The sequence below is a fragment of the Hominimerdicola alba genome, from assembly GCF_900112155.1.
GTDB lineage: Bacteria > Bacillota > Clostridia > Oscillospirales > Ruminococcaceae > Hominimerdicola > Hominimerdicola alba_D.
Map to the genome: position 1 here is coordinate 81,274 of NZ_FOKQ01000001.1, position 22,174 is coordinate 103,447.

General features: G+C 43.1%; 24 protein-coding genes. 10 read left to right on the forward strand and 14 right to left on the reverse strand.

Going from position 1 to position 22,174, the window contains the following annotated elements; genetic code table 11:
* Positions 1 to 45 precede the first annotated feature (45 nt).
* Positions 46 to 234, reverse strand: coding sequence for a hypothetical protein (locus BM265_RS00325; RefSeq protein WP_074959502.1), 189 nt, complete (start codon positions 232 to 234; stop codon positions 46 to 48).
* Between the two features lie 130 nt (positions 235 to 364).
* On the opposite strand from BM265_RS00325, the gene BM265_RS00330 reads away from it, so the two are divergent.
* Both BM265_RS00330 and BM265_RS00335 read left to right on the forward strand, forming a co-directional pair.
* Positions 365 to 706, forward strand: a complete 342-nt coding sequence (locus BM265_RS00330) for a plasmid mobilization protein (RefSeq protein ID WP_074959503.1) — start codon at positions 365 to 367, stop codon at positions 704 to 706.
* 8 nt (positions 707 to 714) lie between these two features.
* A complete protein-coding gene (locus BM265_RS00335; RefSeq protein WP_431767981.1) occupies positions 715 to 2,082 on the forward strand; it encodes a relaxase/mobilization nuclease domain-containing protein in 1,368 nt (455 codons plus the stop codon).
* A 393-nt stretch (positions 2,083 to 2,475) separates the two neighbouring features.
* Here the strand turns inward: BM265_RS00335 and BM265_RS00340 are convergent, their stop codons facing one another.
* The 4 genes from BM265_RS00340 to BM265_RS00355 are packed head-to-tail and all read right to left on the reverse strand — an operon-like array spanning position 2,476 to position 4,075.
* Positions 2,476 to 2,724 (reverse strand): hypothetical protein, encoded by a 249-nt coding sequence (locus BM265_RS00340; RefSeq protein WP_074959505.1) that lies wholly within the window; start codon positions 2,722 to 2,724, stop codon positions 2,476 to 2,478.
* Between the two features lie 14 nt (positions 2,725 to 2,738).
* On the reverse strand, positions 2,739 to 3,431 hold the full coding sequence (locus BM265_RS00345) for an alpha/beta hydrolase (protein ID WP_074959506.1): 693 nt from the start codon (positions 3,429 to 3,431) through the stop codon (positions 2,739 to 2,741).
* A gap of 28 nt (positions 3,432 to 3,459) precedes the next feature.
* Positions 3,460 to 3,690 (reverse strand): DUF1653 domain-containing protein, encoded by a 231-nt coding sequence (locus BM265_RS00350; protein WP_074959507.1) that lies wholly within the window; start codon positions 3,688 to 3,690, stop codon positions 3,460 to 3,462.
* 31 nt (positions 3,691 to 3,721) lie between these two features.
* Positions 3,722 to 4,075: a DUF6508 domain-containing protein gene (locus BM265_RS00355; protein ID WP_074959508.1), complete on the reverse strand. Its 354-nt coding sequence runs from the start codon at positions 4,073 to 4,075 to the stop codon at positions 3,722 to 3,724.
* A 572-nt stretch (positions 4,076 to 4,647) separates the two neighbouring features.
* Between BM265_RS00355 and BM265_RS00360 the strand changes: the two genes are divergently transcribed.
* On the forward strand, positions 4,648 to 6,252 hold the full coding sequence (locus BM265_RS00360) for a recombinase family protein (RefSeq protein WP_074959509.1): 1,605 nt from the start codon (positions 4,648 to 4,650) through the stop codon (positions 6,250 to 6,252).
* A gap of 314 nt (positions 6,253 to 6,566) precedes the next feature.
* Here BM265_RS00360 and BM265_RS00370 read toward each other — a convergent pair whose 3' ends face one another.
* The 9 genes from BM265_RS00370 to BM265_RS00405 all read right to left on the reverse strand — a co-directional run bounded on the left by BM265_RS00370 (position 6,567) and on the right by BM265_RS00405 (position 11,669).
* Positions 6,567 to 7,007, reverse strand: coding sequence for a hypothetical protein (locus BM265_RS00370; RefSeq protein WP_074959510.1), 441 nt, complete (start codon positions 7,005 to 7,007; stop codon positions 6,567 to 6,569).
* Positions 7,008 to 7,166, reverse strand: coding sequence for a hypothetical protein (locus BM265_RS19910; protein ID WP_177219515.1), 159 nt, complete (start codon positions 7,164 to 7,166; stop codon positions 7,008 to 7,010). It abuts the gene before it with no gap.
* Entirely contained in the window at positions 7,163 to 7,465 is a 303-nt protein-coding gene (locus BM265_RS00375; RefSeq protein ID WP_074959511.1) for a hypothetical protein, read from the reverse strand. The genes BM265_RS19910 and BM265_RS00375 overlap by 4 nt, the downstream gene beginning before the upstream one ends.
* Complete coding sequence (locus BM265_RS00380) at positions 7,443 to 7,907, reverse strand: protein-tyrosine phosphatase family protein (protein ID WP_074959512.1); 465 nt, start codon at positions 7,905 to 7,907, stop codon at positions 7,443 to 7,445. Before BM265_RS00380 ends, BM265_RS00375 begins: the two co-directional genes overlap by 23 nt.
* A 112-nt stretch (positions 7,908 to 8,019) precedes the next feature.
* Positions 8,020 to 8,688 carry a hypothetical protein gene (locus BM265_RS00385; RefSeq protein ID WP_074959513.1) on the reverse strand — a complete coding sequence of 223 codons (669 nt, stop codon included), beginning with the start codon at positions 8,686 to 8,688 and terminating at the stop codon, positions 8,020 to 8,022.
* 63 nt (positions 8,689 to 8,751) lie between these two features.
* A complete protein-coding gene (locus BM265_RS00390) occupies positions 8,752 to 10,371 on the reverse strand; it encodes a WYL domain-containing protein (protein ID WP_074959514.1) in 1,620 nt (539 codons plus the stop codon).
* A 167-nt stretch (positions 10,372 to 10,538) separates the two neighbouring features.
* The gene (locus BM265_RS00395) at positions 10,539 to 10,799 is read right to left on the reverse strand and encodes an Ada metal-binding domain-containing protein (protein WP_074959515.1); all 261 of its coding nucleotides are present in this window, start codon (positions 10,797 to 10,799) and stop codon (positions 10,539 to 10,541) included.
* Positions 10,792 to 11,289, reverse strand: a complete 498-nt coding sequence (locus tag BM265_RS00400) for a hypothetical protein (RefSeq protein WP_074959516.1) — start codon at positions 11,287 to 11,289, stop codon at positions 10,792 to 10,794. Before BM265_RS00400 ends, BM265_RS00395 begins: the two co-directional genes overlap by 8 nt.
* Positions 11,271 to 11,669: a hypothetical protein gene (locus BM265_RS00405; RefSeq protein WP_074959517.1), complete on the reverse strand. Its 399-nt coding sequence runs from the start codon at positions 11,667 to 11,669 to the stop codon at positions 11,271 to 11,273. The genes BM265_RS00400 and BM265_RS00405 overlap by 19 nt, the downstream gene beginning before the upstream one ends.
* Before the next feature lie 102 nt (positions 11,670 to 11,771).
* Between BM265_RS00405 and BM265_RS00410 the strand changes: the two genes are divergently transcribed.
* The 7 genes from BM265_RS00410 to BM265_RS00440 all read left to right on the forward strand — a co-directional run bounded on the left by BM265_RS00410 (position 11,772) and on the right by BM265_RS00440 (position 22,173).
* Entirely contained in the window at positions 11,772 to 15,158 is a 3,387-nt protein-coding gene (locus BM265_RS00410) for an SNF2-related protein (protein WP_242940739.1), read from the forward strand.
* Position 15,159: 1 nt separating this feature from the next.
* On the forward strand, positions 15,160 to 16,272 hold the full coding sequence (locus tag BM265_RS00415; RefSeq protein WP_074959518.1) for an ATP-binding protein: 1,113 nt from the start codon (positions 15,160 to 15,162) through the stop codon (positions 16,270 to 16,272).
* On the forward strand, positions 16,262 to 17,719 hold the full coding sequence (locus tag BM265_RS00420) for a vWA domain-containing protein (protein WP_074959519.1): 1,458 nt from the start codon (positions 16,262 to 16,264) through the stop codon (positions 17,717 to 17,719). Before BM265_RS00415 ends, BM265_RS00420 begins: the two co-directional genes overlap by 11 nt.
* A 129-nt stretch (positions 17,720 to 17,848) precedes the next feature.
* A complete protein-coding gene (locus BM265_RS00425) occupies positions 17,849 to 18,682 on the forward strand; it encodes a hypothetical protein (RefSeq protein WP_074959520.1) in 834 nt (277 codons plus the stop codon).
* Complete coding sequence (locus BM265_RS00430) at positions 18,675 to 19,733, forward strand: hypothetical protein (RefSeq protein ID WP_074959521.1); 1,059 nt, start codon at positions 18,675 to 18,677, stop codon at positions 19,731 to 19,733. Before BM265_RS00425 ends, BM265_RS00430 begins: the two co-directional genes overlap by 8 nt.
* Before the next feature lie 40 nt (positions 19,734 to 19,773).
* A complete protein-coding gene (locus tag BM265_RS00435) occupies positions 19,774 to 21,789 on the forward strand; it encodes an AAA family ATPase (protein WP_074959522.1) in 2,016 nt (671 codons plus the stop codon).
* A 96-nt stretch (positions 21,790 to 21,885) separates the two neighbouring features.
* Complete coding sequence (locus tag BM265_RS00440; protein ID WP_074959523.1) at positions 21,886 to 22,173, forward strand: hypothetical protein; 288 nt, start codon at positions 21,886 to 21,888, stop codon at positions 22,171 to 22,173.
* Position 22,174 lies beyond the last annotated feature (1 nt).

The following is a 22,174-nucleotide window of genomic DNA, read 5'->3' on the forward strand; positions in this document are numbered from 1 at the left end:
TGAAAACAGAGGGCTGCTCACGGCAGTCCCTCTTGGTGATAACGATTATGCAGCGACTTCAAAGTTCTTCAAAAGCTGTTCCTCGGAGATCTTCGCCTGACCTCCGTCTTTCCAGTCTATGAAGATCTGATCGAAGTCGTCTATATAAACTATTGTAGCTGTCGAGCCGACGGGGATATTTTCGCCAATATCCTTGACCAGCTTTATTGTCATGCCTACTGTTATCTTATCCATTGTTTTGCCTCCCGGGGTATTCTTTTGCTGTGATAAACAACGCTATAATTATACTATTTTAAATAGAAGTTGTCAATTGGCAGAACGATGATTTTGTAACCATAATTTTGAAAATGAAAGGAACCATTTTATGGCAAGAAAATATAAACAGGTACACCGCAAGGAGATCGACTTCGATATAAAGGATTGGGAGAAGATCGAGCGCAGAGCGGAAGCGTGTAATACCACCACATCAAAGTATTTGAGAGAGGTGATACTTAACGCCAAACCGACGTTCTATGATACGAAGGGGGTCGCACCTCTGCTGAACGGCATGAGGATCATCTCCTCGAATATAAATCAGATCGCAAAGAAGGCAAATGAAACGAACAACATATATGCAGCCGATATTAAAAAGCTACACGAGGAGGTAGAATCGTTATCCCTTACCTTAAGTCAATATCTATTCATACCTCGGTCAACAAAAGTCTAGCATACATTTTGAACCCCGATAAGACAGAAAATATGCTGTACACGACTTCGATAAACTGCACAACCGATGCCAAACAAGCTTATATGCAGATGCGTATGGTCTATGAGCAGTTTGCAAAAGACAAGTTCAGCAGCCCGAAACCGCTGGAGGGGAAAGGTTTGGTGAAAGCTATCCACTATATCATGAGCTTTGCCGATTCCGAAAATGTAACTCCGGAACTTGCTCACAAGATAGCAAAGGCATTCGTGCGAAAGAATTTCGGTGAGGACGCCCAGGCTGTTATCGCAACACACGTTGACCGCAGCCATGTGCATTGTCATGTAATATTGAACTCTTATTCATTGTCCGGGCAGAAATATTATGCTTGCCGAAATTCTCTGCGGCAGGCAAGGGAAAATGTCAACGGTGTATGCCGGGCGTTCGGTGTTACCCCTGCGCTGAACTTCGAGAACAAAGGACGCTCGGTCAGCTACTATGAATGGGAGCAGCGGAAGTACGGCAAATCATGGAAGGAGCAGATACGGCAGGCAATTGACGGGCTGATAAACTCCGTTAATTCTCTTGATGACCTGATGCAAGCACTCGAAGAACGTGGATATGAAATAAAGCGCGGCAAGTATATCTCTATCCGCGCACCTGGGCAGGAGCGATTTGTGCGCACCAAGACCCTCGGAGAAGAATACACCGAAGAAAGCCTGAAAATTCGGATACTATATCGTGAGGTAGGTGCCGGAACAACGCCCACAATGGACAGCAAGTCGCAGTTGAGGGTGGCGTATGTCGCTGTCATAGGCGACGTTCGTATACTCGCGGAACAGCGGAAGAAAGTACCCCGCAAGCGCATTATCACAGCAGAATATTCCGTTGATAACGACCTTGACGTGTATCGGCTGTCGGCACAACTGTCTGTCATTAATCGTGACGGAATAGGTTCTATCGGTGAACTTGAAGGCAGAATCACTAAGCTCCGGGCTGAGTACGAAAAACAGCGGCAGGAGATAAATGCCTATATTGAGGAACACAACCGAATGGTTAGCCTTTTGGAGCAGGCGCAGGAATACTTTGCGTTGTCTAAGAAAAATGAGCTGTCCTCTGCGGAACAAGTGAAGCTCAATATATGCAGACAGGCTGTAAATGACAGCGGCATAATGACCGCTGCCGATGCCGACCGACTGCGTGAGAAAACCTCGCAGTTGGACAAAAAGATAGCAAAAATCAAGGAAAGTCTTGACAGCTGCCGACAGCGGTATGATGTATATAAGGATATTAGAGATACTTACGCCGAAATCTCGCAGGGCGACTATATTGGGAAGCTCGTCGAGGAAGAACGTCAGCGGAAGGAGCAGGAGGCGAAGAAGCGGAAGAGAAAGCTGTAAAAATTCTGTTCAAGGCAAAAAGAAAGGGGGCTGCCACGCAGCAGCCCCGCGATCTTTGAGCCGAAGCTCAATTGTCCTTTGCTATATGACGTTTCGCCTTACGTCATCGCCCGAAAAAATAGTATATCACTTTGGGCGGCGGTTGTCAAGGGGATAGCTAATATCTTTGTTGCTGATTCTGCCGCTTGCAGTTATTCAATAACCCTGTTCCTTAATGTCATTTTCATAGTAACCTGTAAAATCTTTTTCACAAGTGATAAAGAGTTCGATCTCATGCCATACAGCATACCATTCATCGGGAACGGCATCTTCAAGCCGTGTTTCGCTGACGGATTCGCAGATAATACCCTCGGGCTTGAAACATTTTTTCAGAAGAGCATTTGCCTTGCGTTTTTAGTTGTTTTTAAGAAGGCCGAGAATTTCATCGGCTTCATCTGCGGTCAGCGCTGATCTGTAAAGGGTATAGTATTCTTCATAGCCGTATTCCGTATCATCGGACCATTTCCGCAGGAACACCAACGGACTATCTATGGTGTTTACTCTTGTGATAACAAATCTGCAATGTTTTTTATCAGTAACGATTATACCGAATCTGGTATGAAAGATGCGGGGAGTATATTCTTCTCTATCATTGTCAAACATGATCTTTACCTCCGTTATTGATGCGATGATCGGTTTACACACCAAGCAAATCCCTTAGCCGTCCTCATCTCTGGCTCGGTGAAATGATTGCCCTCGTTCCATTCGAGGGTAACATTGAGGTCGAGTTGATTCAGCATTTCGTACTGTCTGCGGATATTATCGCCTACCACAGCCATGATCTTGTTGCGAGTCTTTTCCTCTTTATTGCCTAAGCTGAGATAAATGCTTTTTACAGCAGGGAAGTGTTTTTCGATGAATTCAAGCCACCCCGGAAACCATACCGACGGCGATATCGCCGCAACCGCTGTAAATCTGTCCGAGTTGTAACCTGCCCATAATGCGAACAGCCCCGCAAGAGAATAACCGCCGAGGATTACAGGAATATCCTTGTTCAAGGAATACTGTTCGATCAGCTTCGGGATAAGAGTATCTTCAATGAAAGCAAGCGTTTCGCCTGCGCCGTTTCCGAGAGGCTCGTTCCCGAAAACTGGCGGAGCTTCCCACGGAGACAGTTCTCTGTTCCAGTCGGTTATCTCAAAAGCGGCAAAAGCAAATGGGGTGTCGGTCAGTGATTTGATGTGTTCTATCTCTTTGGCGAGCAGTTCAATTTCGTGTTTGTCGGTGGGCTGTATCAGCAGAAATTCTGGGGAAGTATCAGCGTAAACAGTACATGATCTGCCGCCTATTATAATGGTATCTTTTTTCATATTGCTCTTGGTTGTTCATTTAAATACATCATTCGCATTTTTCAAATCTCTTGAACATTCTGTCGTCCTTTTCGACGGTTTCATTCCACATCTCAGCAGGGCACACCCATACGCCGTGCTCGCCGTAAAGCGCACGATACACCACCATAGGCTCAAGCGTTTCCGAATGCTTTGCTATTTCAAGGACTTCGTATTCGTTGCCTTTGTAGTGGCGGTATCTGCCTTTTGGGATAGCGGCAACTGCTTCTTCGTAGGTCATTGTATGCTGCTCCTTTGATATGTTTGATCGGTTATTTTGCAACCTCGTGCAGATGAACACCCAGCTCTTCAAGCACACCATTTTCAAGAGCTTCGGCAATAGTGCCGTCACAAAAACGTTCTGCTCTGATGATAGCAGTAATGCGGGTGAGAGTTTCATCTCTTGTAAGGTCGGGGATCTGTTTAAACTTTAGCTTTTCGGTGTTCTTGATGTAGTCCGTATCAGCGATGTCAAGTGAATAGAAGGTGTCTATCCATGCTTTGACCTCATCGTTGTAGATAGGGTAAGACAGGGTGATAACATTATCCTTGTTTTCACCCTTGCTCCATTCAACCTTTTGCGTATGAATGACGGGAAGTGACTGACAGCGTTCGTTTACGTCCATAAGAATAAGCTCCTTTCGAGGTGGTTTAGTCTATTATATCATACTGCTTTTTATTTGTAAATAATCCGGAAGTCAAGAGTTGACTTACAGTTCAAGTGGTTTGTTTTATTATACCATACTGTAAAATACTTGTCTATAATCCAGGCGTAAAGGATTTTACTCACAGTTTAAAACGTAATAGAATATTTAGAGATTTTTCATAGGATATACAAATGACACGTTTGCTTTGCTGTAAATCGAATAAGCAAACGTGATAACATATCCTATAATCCGGTATGAATTTATTATACCATACCGCATACATCAAGTCAATAAACCGACGGCCAAATAACTTAAACCGGAGGTCAAGTCAAACGCCTTAAATGCGCAGTTTAAGGCTTATTGTTATACAAAAAAATATCGGCAAAAATCGTTTTCGCTCTTGACATTCGGGCTGCTCCATGCTATAATATTTTATAGAAAATCTATTGCAGCTTGAAAACAGAATATTCCCCATGTTGGAGAAGCACCAAACGACTATCTGCCGATATTTAGAAACGTTTTTGATAATTCTGAAATCGGAGGTAATCGTTATGGAAATGGTTTATACATTATATAGAGTGTCAACAAAGCAGCAGGTCGATAAGACCAAGGATGACATACCTATGCAGAGGGAAGCCTGCCACGAGTTCGCCGAGAAAATGGGCTGGACTATCGGTAAGGAGTTCCTTGAAAAGGGTGTATCGGGCTTCAAGGTGTCGGCTGAAAACAGAGATGCAATTCAGGACTTGAAGGCGGCTGCTCTCAATAAAGAGTTCGATATTCTCCTTGTGTTCATGTTCGATAGAATTGGACGTATAGACGATGAGACACCGTTCATAGTAGAATGGTTCGTTAAACAGGGAATAAGGGTATGGAGCGTCAACGAGGGCGAGCAGAGGTTTGAAAGTCACGTCGATAAGCTGATGAACTACATAAGGTTCTGGCAGGCTTCTGGCGAAAGTGAAAAGACCTCGATGCGTATCAAGACAAGAATGCAGCAGTTAAAATCCGAGGGCTGTTATACCGGCGGTCATGTGCCGTTGGGGTATCAGCTTGTGAATACGGGCAGACTGAATAAAAAAGGAAAGCCTGTGCATGACCTTGCAATCGATCCTGTGGAAGCTGATATTGTCAGAGATATGTTCTCTAAGACAATGGTTGAAGGCTACGGTTCATTCAGACTGGCTTCATATCTTAACGAAAATGGCTGTACAACGCATAACGGAACTAAGTTCCAGTGCAATACGGTCATAAGGATATTGAAGAACAGAGTTTACTGCGGATACCTCAGCAATGTAGAAAATGCACCGAGATTGAAGGAGCTTCAAATCATAGATGATGATACCTTTGAGAGTGTGCAAAGGATACTTGAACAGCGGGCGATCACAAGTGATGTGAGAAGGGAAGTAGCATTGAACACTAAGACGAAGCTGCTGCTTTCGGGCATCATGTACTGCGGTCACTGCGGCGGTGCGCTGAGTACCATGAATCATAATGAAAAGCATACCCGCAAGGACGGAACGGTAGTTACCAAGTCCGAGCCGAGATACGTCTGCTATCATAAAAACAGGAGGCTGTGCCACTGTGACGGACAGACAGCATATCTTGTTCATAGGGTCGATGCGATAGTTCTTGAAGTGGTAAACAAGATGTTCAAAAGCATCAAGGACTCTCCCGATGAAGCTGTCCTGAAAAAGAATTTTGATAATGACATGAGATGTTACAAGGCTAAAAAGACGAAGCTGAATCTTGAGTTGTCGAAACAGCAGAATCAGCTCGACAGGCTGGAGGACGAGGTGGCTGCGAGCCTTACGGGTGACAGTCAGTATTCGCCCGAGATACTTAGCAGGTCGATAAAGAAGGTCGAGGAAAAGATAGCCGAGATCAAGGAAAAGCTCGATACTCTTGATAATGAAATGAATGGTAAGAAACGCTCTATTGAAAAGGTCAAGCCTATGTACGATAGGTTCAAGGGCTGGGCAGAGGAGTTCAATGAGAACATTCCTATGGAGCGTAAGAAAATGATCGTTTCGCAGGTGCTCAGCAGGATAGAAGTATTCAAAGGCTACGATGTGAAGATCGAGCTGAATATGGAATACAAACAGTTCTGCGAGGACTTTGAGAACGCTTTTACAACAAGTGCAATAGATGAATAAAAAGGTATTTAGAATAAAATCTTAATACCTTTCATTTAAAGAACTATTTTGGGTGCGAGAACCTTGCATAATTAGAGCATGCGGCTGTTAACCGCAGGGTCGTTGGTTCGAGTCCAACAGGTGGCGCTGATTTATAAACTCTGAGATAACGTGATTGCGTTGTTTCAGAGTTTTTTTGTTTTAGCTGTTTTCTACGGTTGGTCATTATTATTTTAATTAAAACCTCCAAAGTAGTGTCTCTTCTATTATACACTACTTTGGAGGTTTACACAAATTTTTGGATAGACTCCTTTTACTTGCTTTCTTAAACATCTTCAGATATCACATTCATCTGCGCAGACAAGTTCTTTACCAGTTGTCAGATATATCATACAGGGTTTCTTCATGATTTTCAGCCATATAATATTATTTTTTGTCCCTCTGCTTTTCCCGTCCCATATCATCAGTCCTCTATCTGCGGCAAGAACCATCTGCTTGTCCTTTTCGGCGTAGAATCCGTAGCCTTTACTACCATCGGGAACATCAACAAAAACAGTACTGAAGCCGCCAACATTGTTCCTGACCTTGCTTCCGCTGACATATACAGTAACGTTGCGATATCCTTTCTCATGAAGATATCTCTGCACCAGCTTGTCCGCACCAAAGCAGTCACCTATGAGTATTTCTGCGTTCTGCTCACAAAAAATATCTATCACTTTTCTGATCTCATCGTTGAGTGCGGTGACAGTCTTTGAGCCGCCTATGAATATTTTCATTTAACACTCTCCGTTCGGAGTAATTATTGATGTCAGCTTGTCACAGCCGTCAAAAGCATTTTCCGAAATTTCCGTGCTGCCTTTAATTGTTACCGAGGTCAGACTTGTGAAGCCCTTCTCGATCTCAAATGCCGTTATAATTCCTTCTGTAAAACTCACTCATTCAACCAGTTTTGAAATCTGCCAAGTTGTTCAAAGAACTTCATAAACAAAGAATAAAGCACATTACTTACGCTGTCACCATGCTTCAACATCAGGATAATCAGCATAATTACACCAATGCTCAGCAGCAGTGCCGCAAGATCAGATAGCGGAGTAGTGCGTCTGACGCTGTAATGTGACCTTTGCGGCTCGCTGCACTGCTTGTTTATCTCCCTTATGTTTTTAGCAATGTATTCTCTGTCTCTGCTCGAAAGGTAGAATCTGTTTATGCCATTATGATCTGTTTGTCTGTTCATTCATCATTCCTCCCTGCCGTCTGAGTTCGTGGATAAGCTCGTTGTAAATTATTTTGTTGGGAGTATAGATATAGTCTGCAAAAACAGATATACCGTCATGTAAGAAATACTCCCTAATTGCCGCAAGACAGCCCGCACTCCGCCCCTGTCCGTACTCGCACTGACAGATGATATTCTTTCCGTTTTCATGTGCTTTGATTATGAACTGTGCCAGCTTTATCGAGTCGGGAAAATAGTCATATACCGTGATGCCCATATCATTCAGATCATAGATATCAAGATCATCAGCCTTTATATAAAACACATCATCGCTTATCCCCGAACAGTCAAGAGGTTCGCACCCCACCGTATCGTAAAAGCTGATAATAACGGCATTATCGAACTTTCTGCCCTCTGCTATGCGCTTTGCCATTTCTTCTCTTGAATAGGTATCGGTATACATTTTTCCTTCTCCTTTTCGGTCTTTGGTTTTGTTTCTGTATATATTATAGCAGGGGGAATGTGCAATTTTTTGAGCAAAAAAATGCCGCAGGATATTTTTCCTGCGGCAGCTTTTATTTTTTTTCAACACACAAAACAAGGCTATGAACTTTGAATTTGTCATCTACTGTTTTAGGATACCTATATTCATTCCATTTTATGGGATATTTTCCGTTGAATTTATATGACTCTGCACAGTTTTTTACAGAGGTTTCCTCGTGTTTCTTACCATTTTCTTCATGTTGGAATTTAACCGTTCCTTTAATAGTATCTTTCGTTAAACTAAATTGTTCACTCATTGAGCCTTTTTTGAAAGGATTATCTCTGAATTTCTCGTCATTTGTCAGAAAGATGACATAACCTTTTTCAAACTCCTTTTTATTGACCAGATCTTCCAGCCTATGCAGGTCTGTATGAACATATATACAGCCCCAATCTCTTGCCCCTTGCTCTTTCAGATCGAACTTTTCATCTTTAACTGTACCCTCAAATTTTTTGGTGCGGTATTTTAGTTCAAAAGCTATTTTATAGTTATTATGCATTGCAACAAGGTCTATGTAGCATCGCTTAGCATTTGTATCGTTTCCGTAGTAGTATTCCAGACGTATATCACAGTCATATTTTTCTTTGATCAGCTGGGCTATCTCAAATTGAAAATCTCTTTCATTGTGAAACAGCGGTCGTTTTTTTGCCAGATCCTTCAGCAATCCATTAACATCTAAATTTTTCAGAGCTTCTTTCATAATTGATATCCTCCTTGTGTATAAAATTTATATAAATAATTATAACATAAAAGAATTAATTTGTCAAGTATTTACAATAATTTCGCATTTTGGAAGTATTTCCCTCAGCTTTTCCTCCGTGTCCTCGGGCAGCCCCTTACATCTTATATATACCGTTCTGAGACAGGGCAGCTCTGCCAGCGGTGTATAGTCGGAAATTGCAATGCAGTTGCAGATCTCGATACGTCTTAGTTTTGGCAGACCTTTTACAAAATCAATATTTTTAAGCTCCTGCGATGGAGTTTCGCACCTGTCGTTCACGTTGTAATATAATTCAAGCGTTTCCAGTTCTTTAAAAGCCGTCAGCTTGTCTGCCTGCTGCTGTGTCAGATCGGATATAGCAAGATTTCTGAGTTTTTGGCAGTTAAGAACATGGTCAAAGTCAAATTTGCAGTCTATGAGCTTCAACTTTTTCAGCTCTTTAAGTTCTTCCAGTATCTCGCCCGTGCCGAGATCGGTATGAAGAAGTGTCATCGAAGTGATATGGGGGACTCTTTTCAGCACAGAAATATCATAGCTGCCACCCTGACCGTGAAAATAAAGCTCGCTGCTATTAGATGACTCAATAAGACGCACCGCCTCCTCCAGATCATTTGCCAGACGTATTTTAGTGGAAATATCTCTGCCGCTGATATGGATATTGTGCTTACTTCTTTCAAAGATATTTGTCAGTTCATTGTTGAACTGCTTGTCGTTCAGAACAGTCACCGAATCAATATAGGGCAGCATTGCAAGCTTCAGATTATTCGCTGTGGTATTCACCCTGATGACGGTATTGTATATGTCATTTTCTTCGCTCGCAGGGTACTTTCTGAACTCACAGCCCAGACTTTCGGCAAAATCGCAAAGCACTTCGTTATCGCATTTTACCGTAAAGTTTTTTAGCATACCTCCGCCAAGTGTGGGCGATGATTTTATATATTCCTCCAGAGCACCACGTTTTTCAAAGCCTTGTATCTCCTCAATGGGGCGGATATTTTCATTGGTGTCCGACATATTCGTGATTCGGTCAAGATAGAATTCAGATAGAGTTTCATCACCGTCAACCGCACATATAAGCACATATCTGTTATTCGAGATGACAAGCTCGTAAGGGCTTACCGGCACACTCTCGGGGTATTTTCTTACCATGTTGAAATCACTGTCAAGCACCTTGACATTAAGCAGCAGCTTCTTCCTTTTTCTTATGGCTTCGGTGACATATTCATAGGAACCGATGATGTCACGTCCGTTTTTTCTAGAATAATTATTCATGCGCCTTTTGATCTGCTTTTTCTCCCTGCGCAGGCTGTCGTTTGCAAAATACATCAGCTTGTCGATAAGTTCCTCTGCCGAATCCTCTGACAGCGCATTTGTGTATACAAGGCTGTCTATAAGCACACGAAGTTCCGTATCGGAAAACTCTTTTTCTGTCAGCACATAGTTGTTCTTTGGTTCGGCAACATATCCTATCTTTTTAAGCTGTCTGAGCTTGCTTGTCAGGGTATTGCGGACCATTTCAAGTCCGTAAAGCTCTTCGATCTCTCTGCACATAATCTCAAGAGTGATTGGCTTGTTTTCCGAAGTATGGTTGCGAAGATAATCCAGTACGATAAAAAGCGAACATTCCTTTTTGCTGAGTTCTGCGTGTCTGAGTTCTTTCATGACAATTCCTCCTCTTGAATTTACGGACTTATTATAGCATGACTTCTGCTCAAAATTTTGAGCGCAGGCATTTTTGTTTTCCTTGTTTGTATGATACCATATGGCAAGGCATGGTTCGTTAACAAATTGTAAATATCTCATATTAGGGCGTAATTTTGTACAGCATATCATCTTCTGTTTTTCCATTTAAGATACCTTTCTCTCATACACACAGCGCACGGTCTGTAGCCCGCTGCAATGGCTGTCTGTTCATCGGCAAAGAACACCCTGTTTTTTACATACTGTCCCTTTGCGATGTATCTCAATGCAGAGGGGCAGTCAAGCCTGCCGTAAATTTTTAGTTTATTATGTCCTCCAAGCGAACCGGGAACATCTGAAATATACATATTACCGCTGCTATCAAGAAGCTTGTATTTTTTATCAGTCATCTTTTTTCACCAAAAACGCCTTTCCGTTTTCATCAAAATCGATGAAGTAATCGCGCTTATCCTCAGCAAAGCAGATATGATCGTCTATCTCACAGTTTTCGCACTCAAACTCGGTGTCTTTTGTCCCAAAAGGACAGTGGTCAAGCTCTAATCTCGCTCTTATTCCGTAGCCATGTACCTCCCGGATGGTATACACCATATCATCACAGACCAATGCTCTCACCGCATAGCATCCGTCGCTGTAATGGACTATGCTTTCCGTCACAGTATCCCAGACAAAAACTATTCCTCCCTGTCCCTGAGATACACAGGCACAGCAGGCTACAAGATCACCGCATATATCAGCGGAAAGATACTCTATGTCCTCAATACCATTATCTTTTATGTCACGCCATATCGGGTGCAACATATCAAGAGTTATTTTTTGGATCTGCCCATTAACGCATATTTCAAATAATGCACCCTGTTCACCTATCTTAATTTCAAGCATATTATTTCCTCACTTTCTGCTGTAATTATTTGTTCTCCTGCATAATCCATAAGAAATGTAAGGTCATGTTCCGATGCTGTGATAATCCTGTTGTTTGCATTGGGAAAATGATCATCTGCATACTTTAAAACCGTAAGCAGGTCCAGCCTGCAATTTGTTTCACAGAAATATTCACTCGCATCGCTATCACCATGACCGGGAAGATCAAAGGATATTACCGCAAAGCCTGCCTCAAAATATCGCTCTGCATCTGTGCCGTCCACCGATACACACGTCCCGATGATATCACCCTTTGGAATGGATATCCTTATCGGTATATCATACACACCATGTATTCTATCGGTCATAATTTCCATATTATCATTACTGTTTTTAAGCACATAGAAGCTCCTCCTTTCGTGATGATATAAGGATATCACACGCTGTGCTAAATTTTTTGGGCAGACACTGTGATATGATAAAAAAGCAAAGGGGGAATGGATATGGCTGACGATAATATAACGCAGGAAATGTTCGGTGAATTTCTGAAACACTTCAATGAATACTCGGGATTTCTTTCAGCAAGTGAGCTTCACGAGGCGGCAGCAGAACTAAAGCGGTTCACCGAAAACTATGAGCAGATAGCAAAGTTCAACAAGTGTGAGATCGAGAAAAAGCAGGCGGAAGAACGTCATATTGCCGAGGTAACTTCTATGGAGCTTCCTCTTGATTATAATAACTGTTATTCTTCCGACGAACGTGCAGCAGGTGTATATGTGGGATCTATTTCCGACGGGCTGATACTGTCTTTGAATGACCTGAGCCGTGTGGATATAGAATACATTTCTCAGATAACAGGCAGCAGTCACAGAGAAGTGATCGAAACGCTGAAGGGTTCGATATATCAGGATCCTGAAACATGGGGAGAGTGTTTCTACAAAGGCTGGGTGACGGCGGACGAATATCTCAGCGGTAATATCTTGCGCAAATACAAGGCAGCCGAAAGCGCAAATGAAAAGTACAACGGATATTTCGAGGATAATATCAAAGCGCTTGAAAAGATCATTCCCGTACCACTGAAAACCGAAGATATCTATGTTACACTCGGTTCGCCCTGGCTGCCCGAAAGGATAGTAGAGGATTTTATAGGTCATCTATTGGGCATTGCGGGAGCAGTGGTGAAACATGACGAAATAACAGGCTGCTGGGAGGTCACAGCTAATATCTATTTCAGCGACAACGAAAGCTATTATGGCACCAAAAGACTCAGTGCTGTGTGTATCATTGAAAATATGCTGAACATGAAACCGATAAAGGTGTATAACAGCGTACAGTCACCGCAGGATAAAAACAAAAAGATCAAGGCGCTCAATGAAAGTGAAACTATCGCAGCTGCCGAATGTGAGAGAAAGATACGCGCTGAATTCGATAAATGGATATGGGATGATGCAAGGCGATGCAAACAGCTAAGAGATATATACAATGAAAAATTCGGCTGTATCAGACAGAGAAAATATGACGGTTCATTTTTGACTTTTCCCGGGATGTTGAGCGAAATAACTCTTTATCCCTATCAGAAAAATGCCGTCGCTAAGATACTGTTCATGCCGAATACTCTGCTTGCTCACGAGGTGGGTTCGGGCAAAACATATATAATGATCGCGGCAGGAATGAAGCTGAGACAGACGGGGATATCCCAAAAAAATCTGTATGTTGTGCCAAACGGTCTGGTAGCACAGTGGGAAAGCATTTTTCTTAAAATGTACCCGAACGCAAAGCTGCTTTGCGTGACACCGAAATTCTTTACAAAAACAAAACGTGAGACTGTCAAACAGCTTATCATTGATGAAGACTTTGATGGCATCATCATGGCATACAGCTGCTTTGATATGATAGACCCCTCGGACGACTTCATTGAAAACGAGCTTAACAGACATATCGCTGCCGTAGCCGATATACCGTATCATAAAAGAACAAAGTCTACCGAAAAATATGAGAAGAAGCTCAAAAAGCAGCTTAAAAAGCATCAGGAACAAAAGTCTGCAAAAGACAATAAAGTGCTGTATTTTGACGAGCTTGGCATAAACACGCTGTTTGTTGACGAAGCGCACAACTACAAAAATATACCCATCGAAACCAAAGGCGGGTATCTGGGTATAAACGAAAACGGTTCACTCAAATGTGTGAATATGCTATACAAGGTGCATATCGTCCAGCAACAGAACGGCGGACGTGGTGTGATAATGGCAACGGCAACGCCCATAACGAACTCGCTGTCTGACTGTTTTGCCATGCAGACCTATCTCCAGCATGGTGAACTTAAAATGCTTGGTATAGACAAGTTTGACAGCTGGCTTGGTATGTTTGCCGAGCCGAAAAACGACTTTGAGATAGATGTTGACACCTCGGGATACCGCATGGTCACAAGGCTCAGCCAATTCCACAATCTGACGGAGCTGACAGCGCTTTTCTCGGGTGCTGCCTGCTTTCACAAAAACGATATTTCAAAGGATATTCCAAAACTAAATGGACGAACAGATTGCCTTGTTGCAAAAACGCCTGAACTTACTGCGTATCTTTCAATGATATCCGAGCGTGCCGATTGTATCCGTGAGGGAATTGTCAACCGAAAAGAGGATAATATGCTGCTTCTGACCACCGACGGACGCAAGGCTGCTCTGGATATGCGGCTTGCAGACAGCAAGGTGAAACCGTCATGTGATATGAAAGTATACCGCTGCGCAGAGAATGTTTTTGACATCTATGCTTCCGATACGAGCGGCAAATGTACGCAGCTTGTTTTCTGTGATATTTCAACGCCTAAGCAGGGTTTCAACATATACGACGAACTAAAAAATATTCTTATCCGAATGGGCATACCCTCCGATCAGGTAGCATTCATTCATGATGCCAATAATGACAAAAAGCGGAAAGCACTATTCAGTGATATGAATACGGGTAAGGTCAGAGTGCTAATTGGTTCGACTGCAAAACTCGGGACAGGTGTAAATGTGCAGACATATCTGAAAGCTGTTCATCATCTTGACGTTCCGTGGAGGCCTGCCGACATGATACAGCGTGAGGGGCGGATATTGCGGCAGGGCAACACGAACAGCGAGGTAAAGATATTTCGCTACATAACCGAGGGCAGCTTTGACGCATATTCGTGGCAGATTCTGGAGATCAAACAGCGTTTCATCACGCAGCTCATATCGGGAGAACTCTCCGAACGCAGCGGAAGTGAAGTGGACAGCGCAGTGCTTGATTATGCCGAGGTCAAAGCACTGGCAGTTGGTGATCCGATGATAAAGAAACGAGTTGAGTTTGAAAACGAGCTTTCAAAATACCGCATTTTACAGCGACAGATTACCGAGCATTACGACAGCCTTTCGGCTCGGCTGGCTGTTATTCCGAACGAAATGGACAGGCTTAATGACATTATCGAAAAAGCCGAAAGCGACTTTGCATTTTTACAAGAAAACAACTGTATACCAAAGCTCGAAGAACGTCGGAAAATCCGTGATATGATACATGACGGGATAATGAAAAATGCCCGTTCCGACACGCCTCTTTTCATCTGCGAATACAGAGGTTTCAGGTTGTCTGTTCCTGCGAATATGATAGCCGAAAAACCAATTATTATTATAGAAAGGTCAGGGGCATATCGCCTTGCGCTGGGCGAAAGTCCGCAAGGCTATCTTATCAGGACAGATAATTTTCTTAATTCACTGGACGAATATGCCGAGAAACGCAGAAAGCGGATAGCTGATCTTGAAGATGAAGAAAAGTCCGCACGTTCACAGCTTGAAAACAAGGAGAGCTATTCAGATGAAATAAGGAGACTATCAAGAAAATTAAAACTAATTGATAAAAAACTGGGAGTGAAATAAAATGACCGAGATCAAAACATCATCAATGACTGTACAAAGTGTTGACGGAATGGTCAAACAGCTTGCAGCTGCCTATTCATCTGTTATAAATGCAGGGCTTCCTGTCAGACTGATACCTTCGGTAATGCTCTGGGGTGCGCCCGGTGTAGGCAAGTCTCAGGGTGTACGTCAGCTTGCAGAACGCATTGAAGTCACCACAGGAAAAAGTGTCATAATAACAGATGTCCGTCTGCTGCTGTTTAATCCTATTGATCTTAGAGGCATACCAACAGTAAATGCCGAGCGCACCCTTGCGATCTGGCTGCGCCCGAAAATATTTCAGATGGACGAAAGTGAAGATGTGATAAATATACTGTTTCTTGACGAGATCTCAGCAGCTCCACAATCGGTGCAGGCTGCTGCCTATCAGATAACCCTTGACCGTACCGTGGGCGAACATAAGCTGCCCGAAAACTGTATCGTGATCGCAGCTGGCAACAGAGTTACGGACAAGTCGGTGACTTACAAAATGCCCAGAGCACTGGCGAACCGTCTTTGTCATTTTGAGATAGAGCACAGCTTTGAAAGCTGGAAGCACTGGGCAATAGCTTCGGGTATAAATTCAAAAGTGCTGGGCTTTCTTACTTTCAGCCAAAGCAGCCTTATGTCCGATAATACAGATGACGGGCTGGCATTCACCACGCCCCGTACATGGGAAATGGTCAGCACTCTGCTGAATGTGGTCAGCGATGATATCGAAAGTATTTTTCCGATGATAGCAGGGTGTATCGGTATCGGCAAGGCACTTGAATTCCGCAGCTGGTGCAGGGTGTTTGACGAGCTGCCAGATATCGACGGGATATTCTCGGGTAAAATGCCCGATGTTCCCAAAAACACCGATGCATTATATGCGCTTACCGCCGAAATGACAGCAAGGGCGTGCAGATGTAAGGAAGATATGGAGCGTATCGCAAATTCTGTGCGCTATGCAAAAAAGCTTCCGCCCGAATTTGCGGCGATGCTGCTTCGTGATTATATGGCTTTTGAAGATGGGTTTCGCCTGAAGCTTATGTGCATACCCGAATTTACCGAATGGCTGCAAAAAAACGGGAGGTTTTTCACCGATGCAAAGTAACAGGATAAGTATTTTTGTCGGACGGATAATGCGTTCAAGAATGAGAATTCTGGTGGAACACGGCTTTTACGGTATGCTGCTGATGCACCTCAGGATAATGCTTTCGTCGGAAGTGAAAAACTTCGGTACAGACGGAGTTTTTCTGTATTTCGAGCCAGATTTCCTTGACAGCATTTCAGACCGTGAACTTGACCTTGTCATGCTTCATGCGGTAACACATCTGGCGTTATCTCACCCGAAAAGAATCTCTTGTCTGTCCGACAAAAAATGTGCAGAGCTTGCTGCGGACATCATCGTTAATTCATATATTTTCGAGGAATATGGTAATGACGAGAGTATGCTCCACCTTGGCGGAAAGATACTGCCGCACAAAGCTCCCGACGGCAGCGAGGGGAATGAACATTCGCTGGAGGAACTTTATCATCTGCTTTCACCGAATAATTCTTCTGCTTCTTCGGGCTTAGCATCTGATGAAAAAAGCGGCAGGGGAAAATCAGATGATGGTTCAAAGTCGGGAAAGCAATCTGGGAACAAAACTCCCGCTTCGTCGGGCTCGGAATCAGATAAAAAAGTCGGCAACGAAAAATCAAATGATGATTCAAAGGCGGGAAAGCAATCGGGAAACAAAGTTCCCGCTTCATCTGGCTCAGAATTTGATAAAAAATGCGGTAGCGAAAAATCAAATGATGATTCAAAGTCGGGAGAACAGTCGGGAGACAGAGCTTCCAATCTATCCGAGTTTGATGACCACAGCTGTTGGCAAAAAATTTCCGATAATACATATCTTGACGAACAGTGGAGGAAGAATATCAGTGACGCTGTAAAGGCAATAGAAATACAGAATTCTACCTTTAACTACGACGGGGTTTCGATGCTTGCCGCACGTCTTCTGAAAGATATCCGTGAACCGCAAATTGATTGGAGGCAGGTGCTGAACGAGTTCATCAAGCAGGAGATCAACGATTATTCCTTTGAGCCGCCCGACCGTCGATTTCAGGACAGCGACTTTTTTCTTCCCGACTTCAATGTGCCCGATGACAAGATCAATAATATCCTTTTTATGATCGACGCTTCGGGTTCAATGAGCGATGATGATATCACCGATGTTTTTTCGGAAGTCAGAGGCGCAGTTGAACAGTTCAGCGGAAGGCTTCAGGGCTGGCTTGGTTTTTTCGATGCCGAGGTCACCGAGCCTGTTCGCTTTGAAGATGTTGAGAAGCTCGATATCATACGTCCACAGGGCGGCGGCGGGACACGATTTGACATTATTTTTCAATATGTAATCGACAATATGAAAGACGAACCGCCCGTAAGCATCACCATACTTACCGATGGTATTGCCGAGTATCCCCCCGAGGATATGTGTAATGATATACCCGTGCTTTGGGTAATCAATAATGATAAAGTAGAGCCGCCGTGGGGAAAGGTGGTCAGGCTGAACGGATGAATATTTGCCGAAAAAATCGGTTCTTCTCATCATATCCATATCACACCTCATGTTCAAAAAACTGCGCATGCCCTATGTTAATATAGATACAGTAAGAAAAAAATACGCTCGAAATCGGAGGTACACATTATGAAACTAAAGATATTTTCCAGAAAAGACCTTATCCATGCTGTAAAGTGCCATGACATTGACAGCAAAACAGCTGTCATCAGCTTTTATGACAAGGAAACTGAGCCTGTCAGCCTTGACGGGACGGGTGGGAGAGTGTTCAGCGTACAGCTTGATGATCTTGATAAAAGTGAGCTGAAAGATGCGTACTATCATTTTTTTGACGAAGCATCTGAGGCAGCCGAATTTGTTATAAGGGCTGTAAACGACGGATGTACGCTCATCTTTCAGTGTGAGTGCGGTATGAGCCGCAGTGCGGGTTGTGCGGCTGCCGTAACAGAGTTTTTTGAGGGCAGCAGTACAGCAATTTTTGCAGATCCGAAATACTGCCCTAACCTTGCTGTATTCCACAAAATGTACTATGCGCTGTGCTGTGCAAGGCTGAAACTTACAGACATAGATACCGATAAATACAGGAATGTTGATGTTGCTGCGGACAGGCAAGCTGCAATAAAAAGATTGCTTGCTATTATTCGTCGTGAGGTAGAACTTTCAAAAAATGAGGATCATCGCAGTGAATTGTTCGGAGCATATTTCATCACAAATGACGGCATATCATATTCCTTTGAGGGTGGAATGGGCAGCTTTTTCACCGCGGGAAATATTGAAGAACTGCTTGAAAAATATGCAGAGGAAGACTTTCTTTTTGTATGCTACAGAATGTGGGACGATATCACGGAAGAAGATTCCGAATCGGGCAGAACATATTTCACGATGGGTAAGGTCGGTGCGCTTGAATATTTTGAGCTCATTGATAAAAAGTATAATGTTCGGGAAGAGATCGTTTATGACTGATTTCTTGAAAGGAGAAAATATGGATATTTACAGCTATTTCAATTCAAAATCTGTCGGTGAATACTGCCGCAGTATTGGACACAAATTCAATGCCTATGAAACAGGATTCATCATCAACGCGTGCAATCGTATCAGCATTGAGGAAAAACTCGATCTTTACAGAGAAATAATGGAGACCATGTCCGATGTCAGGAACGAAAGGCTGAAAAAATACACAGGCTCCGACAGCTTTTTCCATGCGCTCAAAAATGCCTTTATCCCCAGCGAGCAGACAGCATACGAGCAGCTGATACACGCTGACAGGAACGGAATGTTCTGTCAGTACGGCTGTTATCACTATAATAATAGATTCACCGATGATACCATCTACACCTCATACGGACGTGCGTATGAGGTTTTAAAGGAGAATATATCCGACAGTGAGCCCGACGAATACCGAGGACTTTTTATCACCGCAAAAATTCCAGATACAGACAAGTATATAACAGGGCATCTCAACGATAATCTTGAAGTTAATACCCTTTGGTACAACTGTCATGAGGAGATACCGCTTTTTGATATTCTCTGGGTGTATATCCCCACACCATTCAAAAAGGGCGATATTCTTATCCCCTGTGCGACTTTCTACCCTCCCGAGCCTATGGTGCTGAATGATATATGTTACTGGGGAAAGGACGAAGAATGGCTTGAAAAACGAAAAGTATATGCTGATTTCTCGGACATGACTGCATATGGATATTGGCTAGGTAATGATGGTCAGGTCTATGAAGAGTGTGTACATGATTATCACAATCTTGAATACTTCACAGGAGAGTTCTTCAGACTGGATCTATACAATCCAAAATACAAGGATCATCGTTTGCTGAAAACACTGAGCGCAGCCTTAAAAGGCGAGATAGACATTGAAGTGCTGGTGACGGCGAATAACCTTTTAAAAGCGGAGAATGACCTGCGAAAAAACTTTCCCGCTTGGAACGCCAAATACTATGAAAAGGCAGGCATACCCGAAATGACGGAGCTGGAAAAAATGCTGAAAAAGCAACACTTCTGACGGTACATACTGACAACAGGAAAACGAAACGGAGGATAATATGCAGTGCTATAAGATAAAGCTCACCCTTGATACACCACTTCTTTTTGAAGAGGGCAAGCGCAGACGCAGAGATATTGACGATGAAGCGATCAACCTTATACAGAACAGCCTGAATGATCTTAACATAAAATATTTTGGAAAGATCTGCGCTTTCGTTTATCAGAATACTAATAAGGTACTGGATTTCTGCATGATCATAAATGACAAAAGCAGCGTTGATGACTTCATGAATGAGCTGACTGAAGTTTGCGGTATCTCGGGTAAATACAATTTTGAAGAAATAACTGTCACGGCTTTTGAAAGATGTAAGCATATTTCAAATTATAGCGATTTCACTTTTGAACGTGATCTTCTTTCTCCTTATGGTCTTGAGCTGTTGACGGAAAGTTACAGAGATCCGCCTAAAGATAATTTATCCGGAATATATTCTTTGAGTGATATCAAAAAGCACGCTGTTTATGGGCTATATGCTGACAGTTTTCTCCCCGAGCTTGAGAGGATAACCATGCCTTCAAATCCGAAGAACGTATATGGTCATCCCGTTCATTATATAGTGAAAAGCAGCTGTACCGATGATATATGCGACAGGCTGATATCTCAGCTATACAAGCACGGCAGACTGCGTTCAAAGCGTTATCTGTCATTCGGTAAAAGGGAGCTTCATCGTCATAACAGCTTTGACGAGTATTTCAAAACTGCCGTTGGCTGTACCATAGTTATTTCGCTGCATGGGCTGACGTATACTCCTGACGATCACAAAAAAGCTGATATCCTGAGCGACAGTCTGTTTGATTCCGTAAAGAAATACAAGCGTGATACACTGGTGATATTTGCAGCAGATAACAGTAATGGTAATGACACCATTGAAAAGATACTTGCCAACAGACTTCCCGAAATGACGTTTATCGGGATAGATGAGCGTTTTGCGATGAACGATGAGGCAAAAAAGATCCTGCGTGCATATTGCAGGGAGGATAAAATCAGGGCTGACAAAGGACTGCTTTCGGCTGTAGCAACCGATACAAAATATTCTTCCAAAGATCTGAAACAGATGTATGATACATGGTTCACCAATGCACTGAAAACCAAGGTATATCCGCAGTATTCGCAGTTCAAAAAGAACAGTCTGCTGAACAAGGATACAACACCCGAGGGCAGTGCTTACAGCAAGCTGAAAGAAATGATCGGGCTTGAAAACGTAAAGACTGTTATCGATCAGGCGGTCACATATTCAAAAATGCAGAAGCTTCTTGCAGACAGAGGTATGCCAAACGCCAAACGCTCAATGCACATGGTGTTCACGGGCGCACCAGGCACAGCAAAAACCACTGTTGCAAGGCTTTTTGCAAGAATACTGAAAGACAATGGCGTGCTTTCCGTTGGTGATCTGTTAGAGTGCGGCAGGAGTGACCTTGTGGGAAAATACGTCGGCTGGACAGCGGTTCAGGTCAAGGAAATGTTCAAAAAGGCAAAGGGTTCTGTGCTGTTCATTGACGAAGCCTATTCGCTGGTAGACGACAAAAGCGGAATGTATGGCGACGAGGCGATAAACACTATCGTACAGGAAATGGAAAACAATCGTGAGGATATGATAGTGATATTTGCAGGCTACCCCGATGAGATGAGAACTTTCATCGAGCGCAATCCGGGGCTGAGATCAAGGATATCTTTCTATGTTGATTTTGAAAACTACTCCGTCACCGAGCTTTATGAAATAACAAAACTTATTGCAAAGAACAATGGCTATAAACTGTCGGCTGATGTGGAAGAAACGCTCATACCCATTTTTAAAAGAGCAATAAACAGTGATGATTTCGGCAATGGCAGATTTGCCAGAAAGCTTGTCGAACACGCACAGCTGGCTCAGGCTGTAAGATTGTCAAAATATAAGAGTATAGAAAGTCTGACCGGTGATGATATCATCACTCTTTGCGCGGAGGATTTCTCGGATACAGGGCTGAATATGAGCTGTGAGATCAATGATATTTCACGACGGATGGGGTTTGGAGCTTGATATGCTGCCATATATTTTCGTGTAGTATATATCCGCTTTTCTACCCATCGTATATGATACAATATGGGTATATTAAAGATCAAGGAGGAAAAGCATATGCCAGAAAAAGAACTTTTTCTGGCAACGGACAGGGAGGTGTTATTCTGTGAGACTAGGGATACAGTTTTAAGCTATGTGATGGATGAAGAGCTTTTTGATTTGGTCATGGATGAGATAGCTTCGGTCGATACCATGAACTTTGGTGAAAAGCTTGTTGTCGGCACAACACGTTACGGTGACGGCAGGACTAAGCCGGAACTAAAGCTTAAAGAAAGCTGGGGTTCTGAAAACAGTCTGGTTTCATCTGTTTGGATGTCTTTATATTGTGACACTGAGGAACTATGAT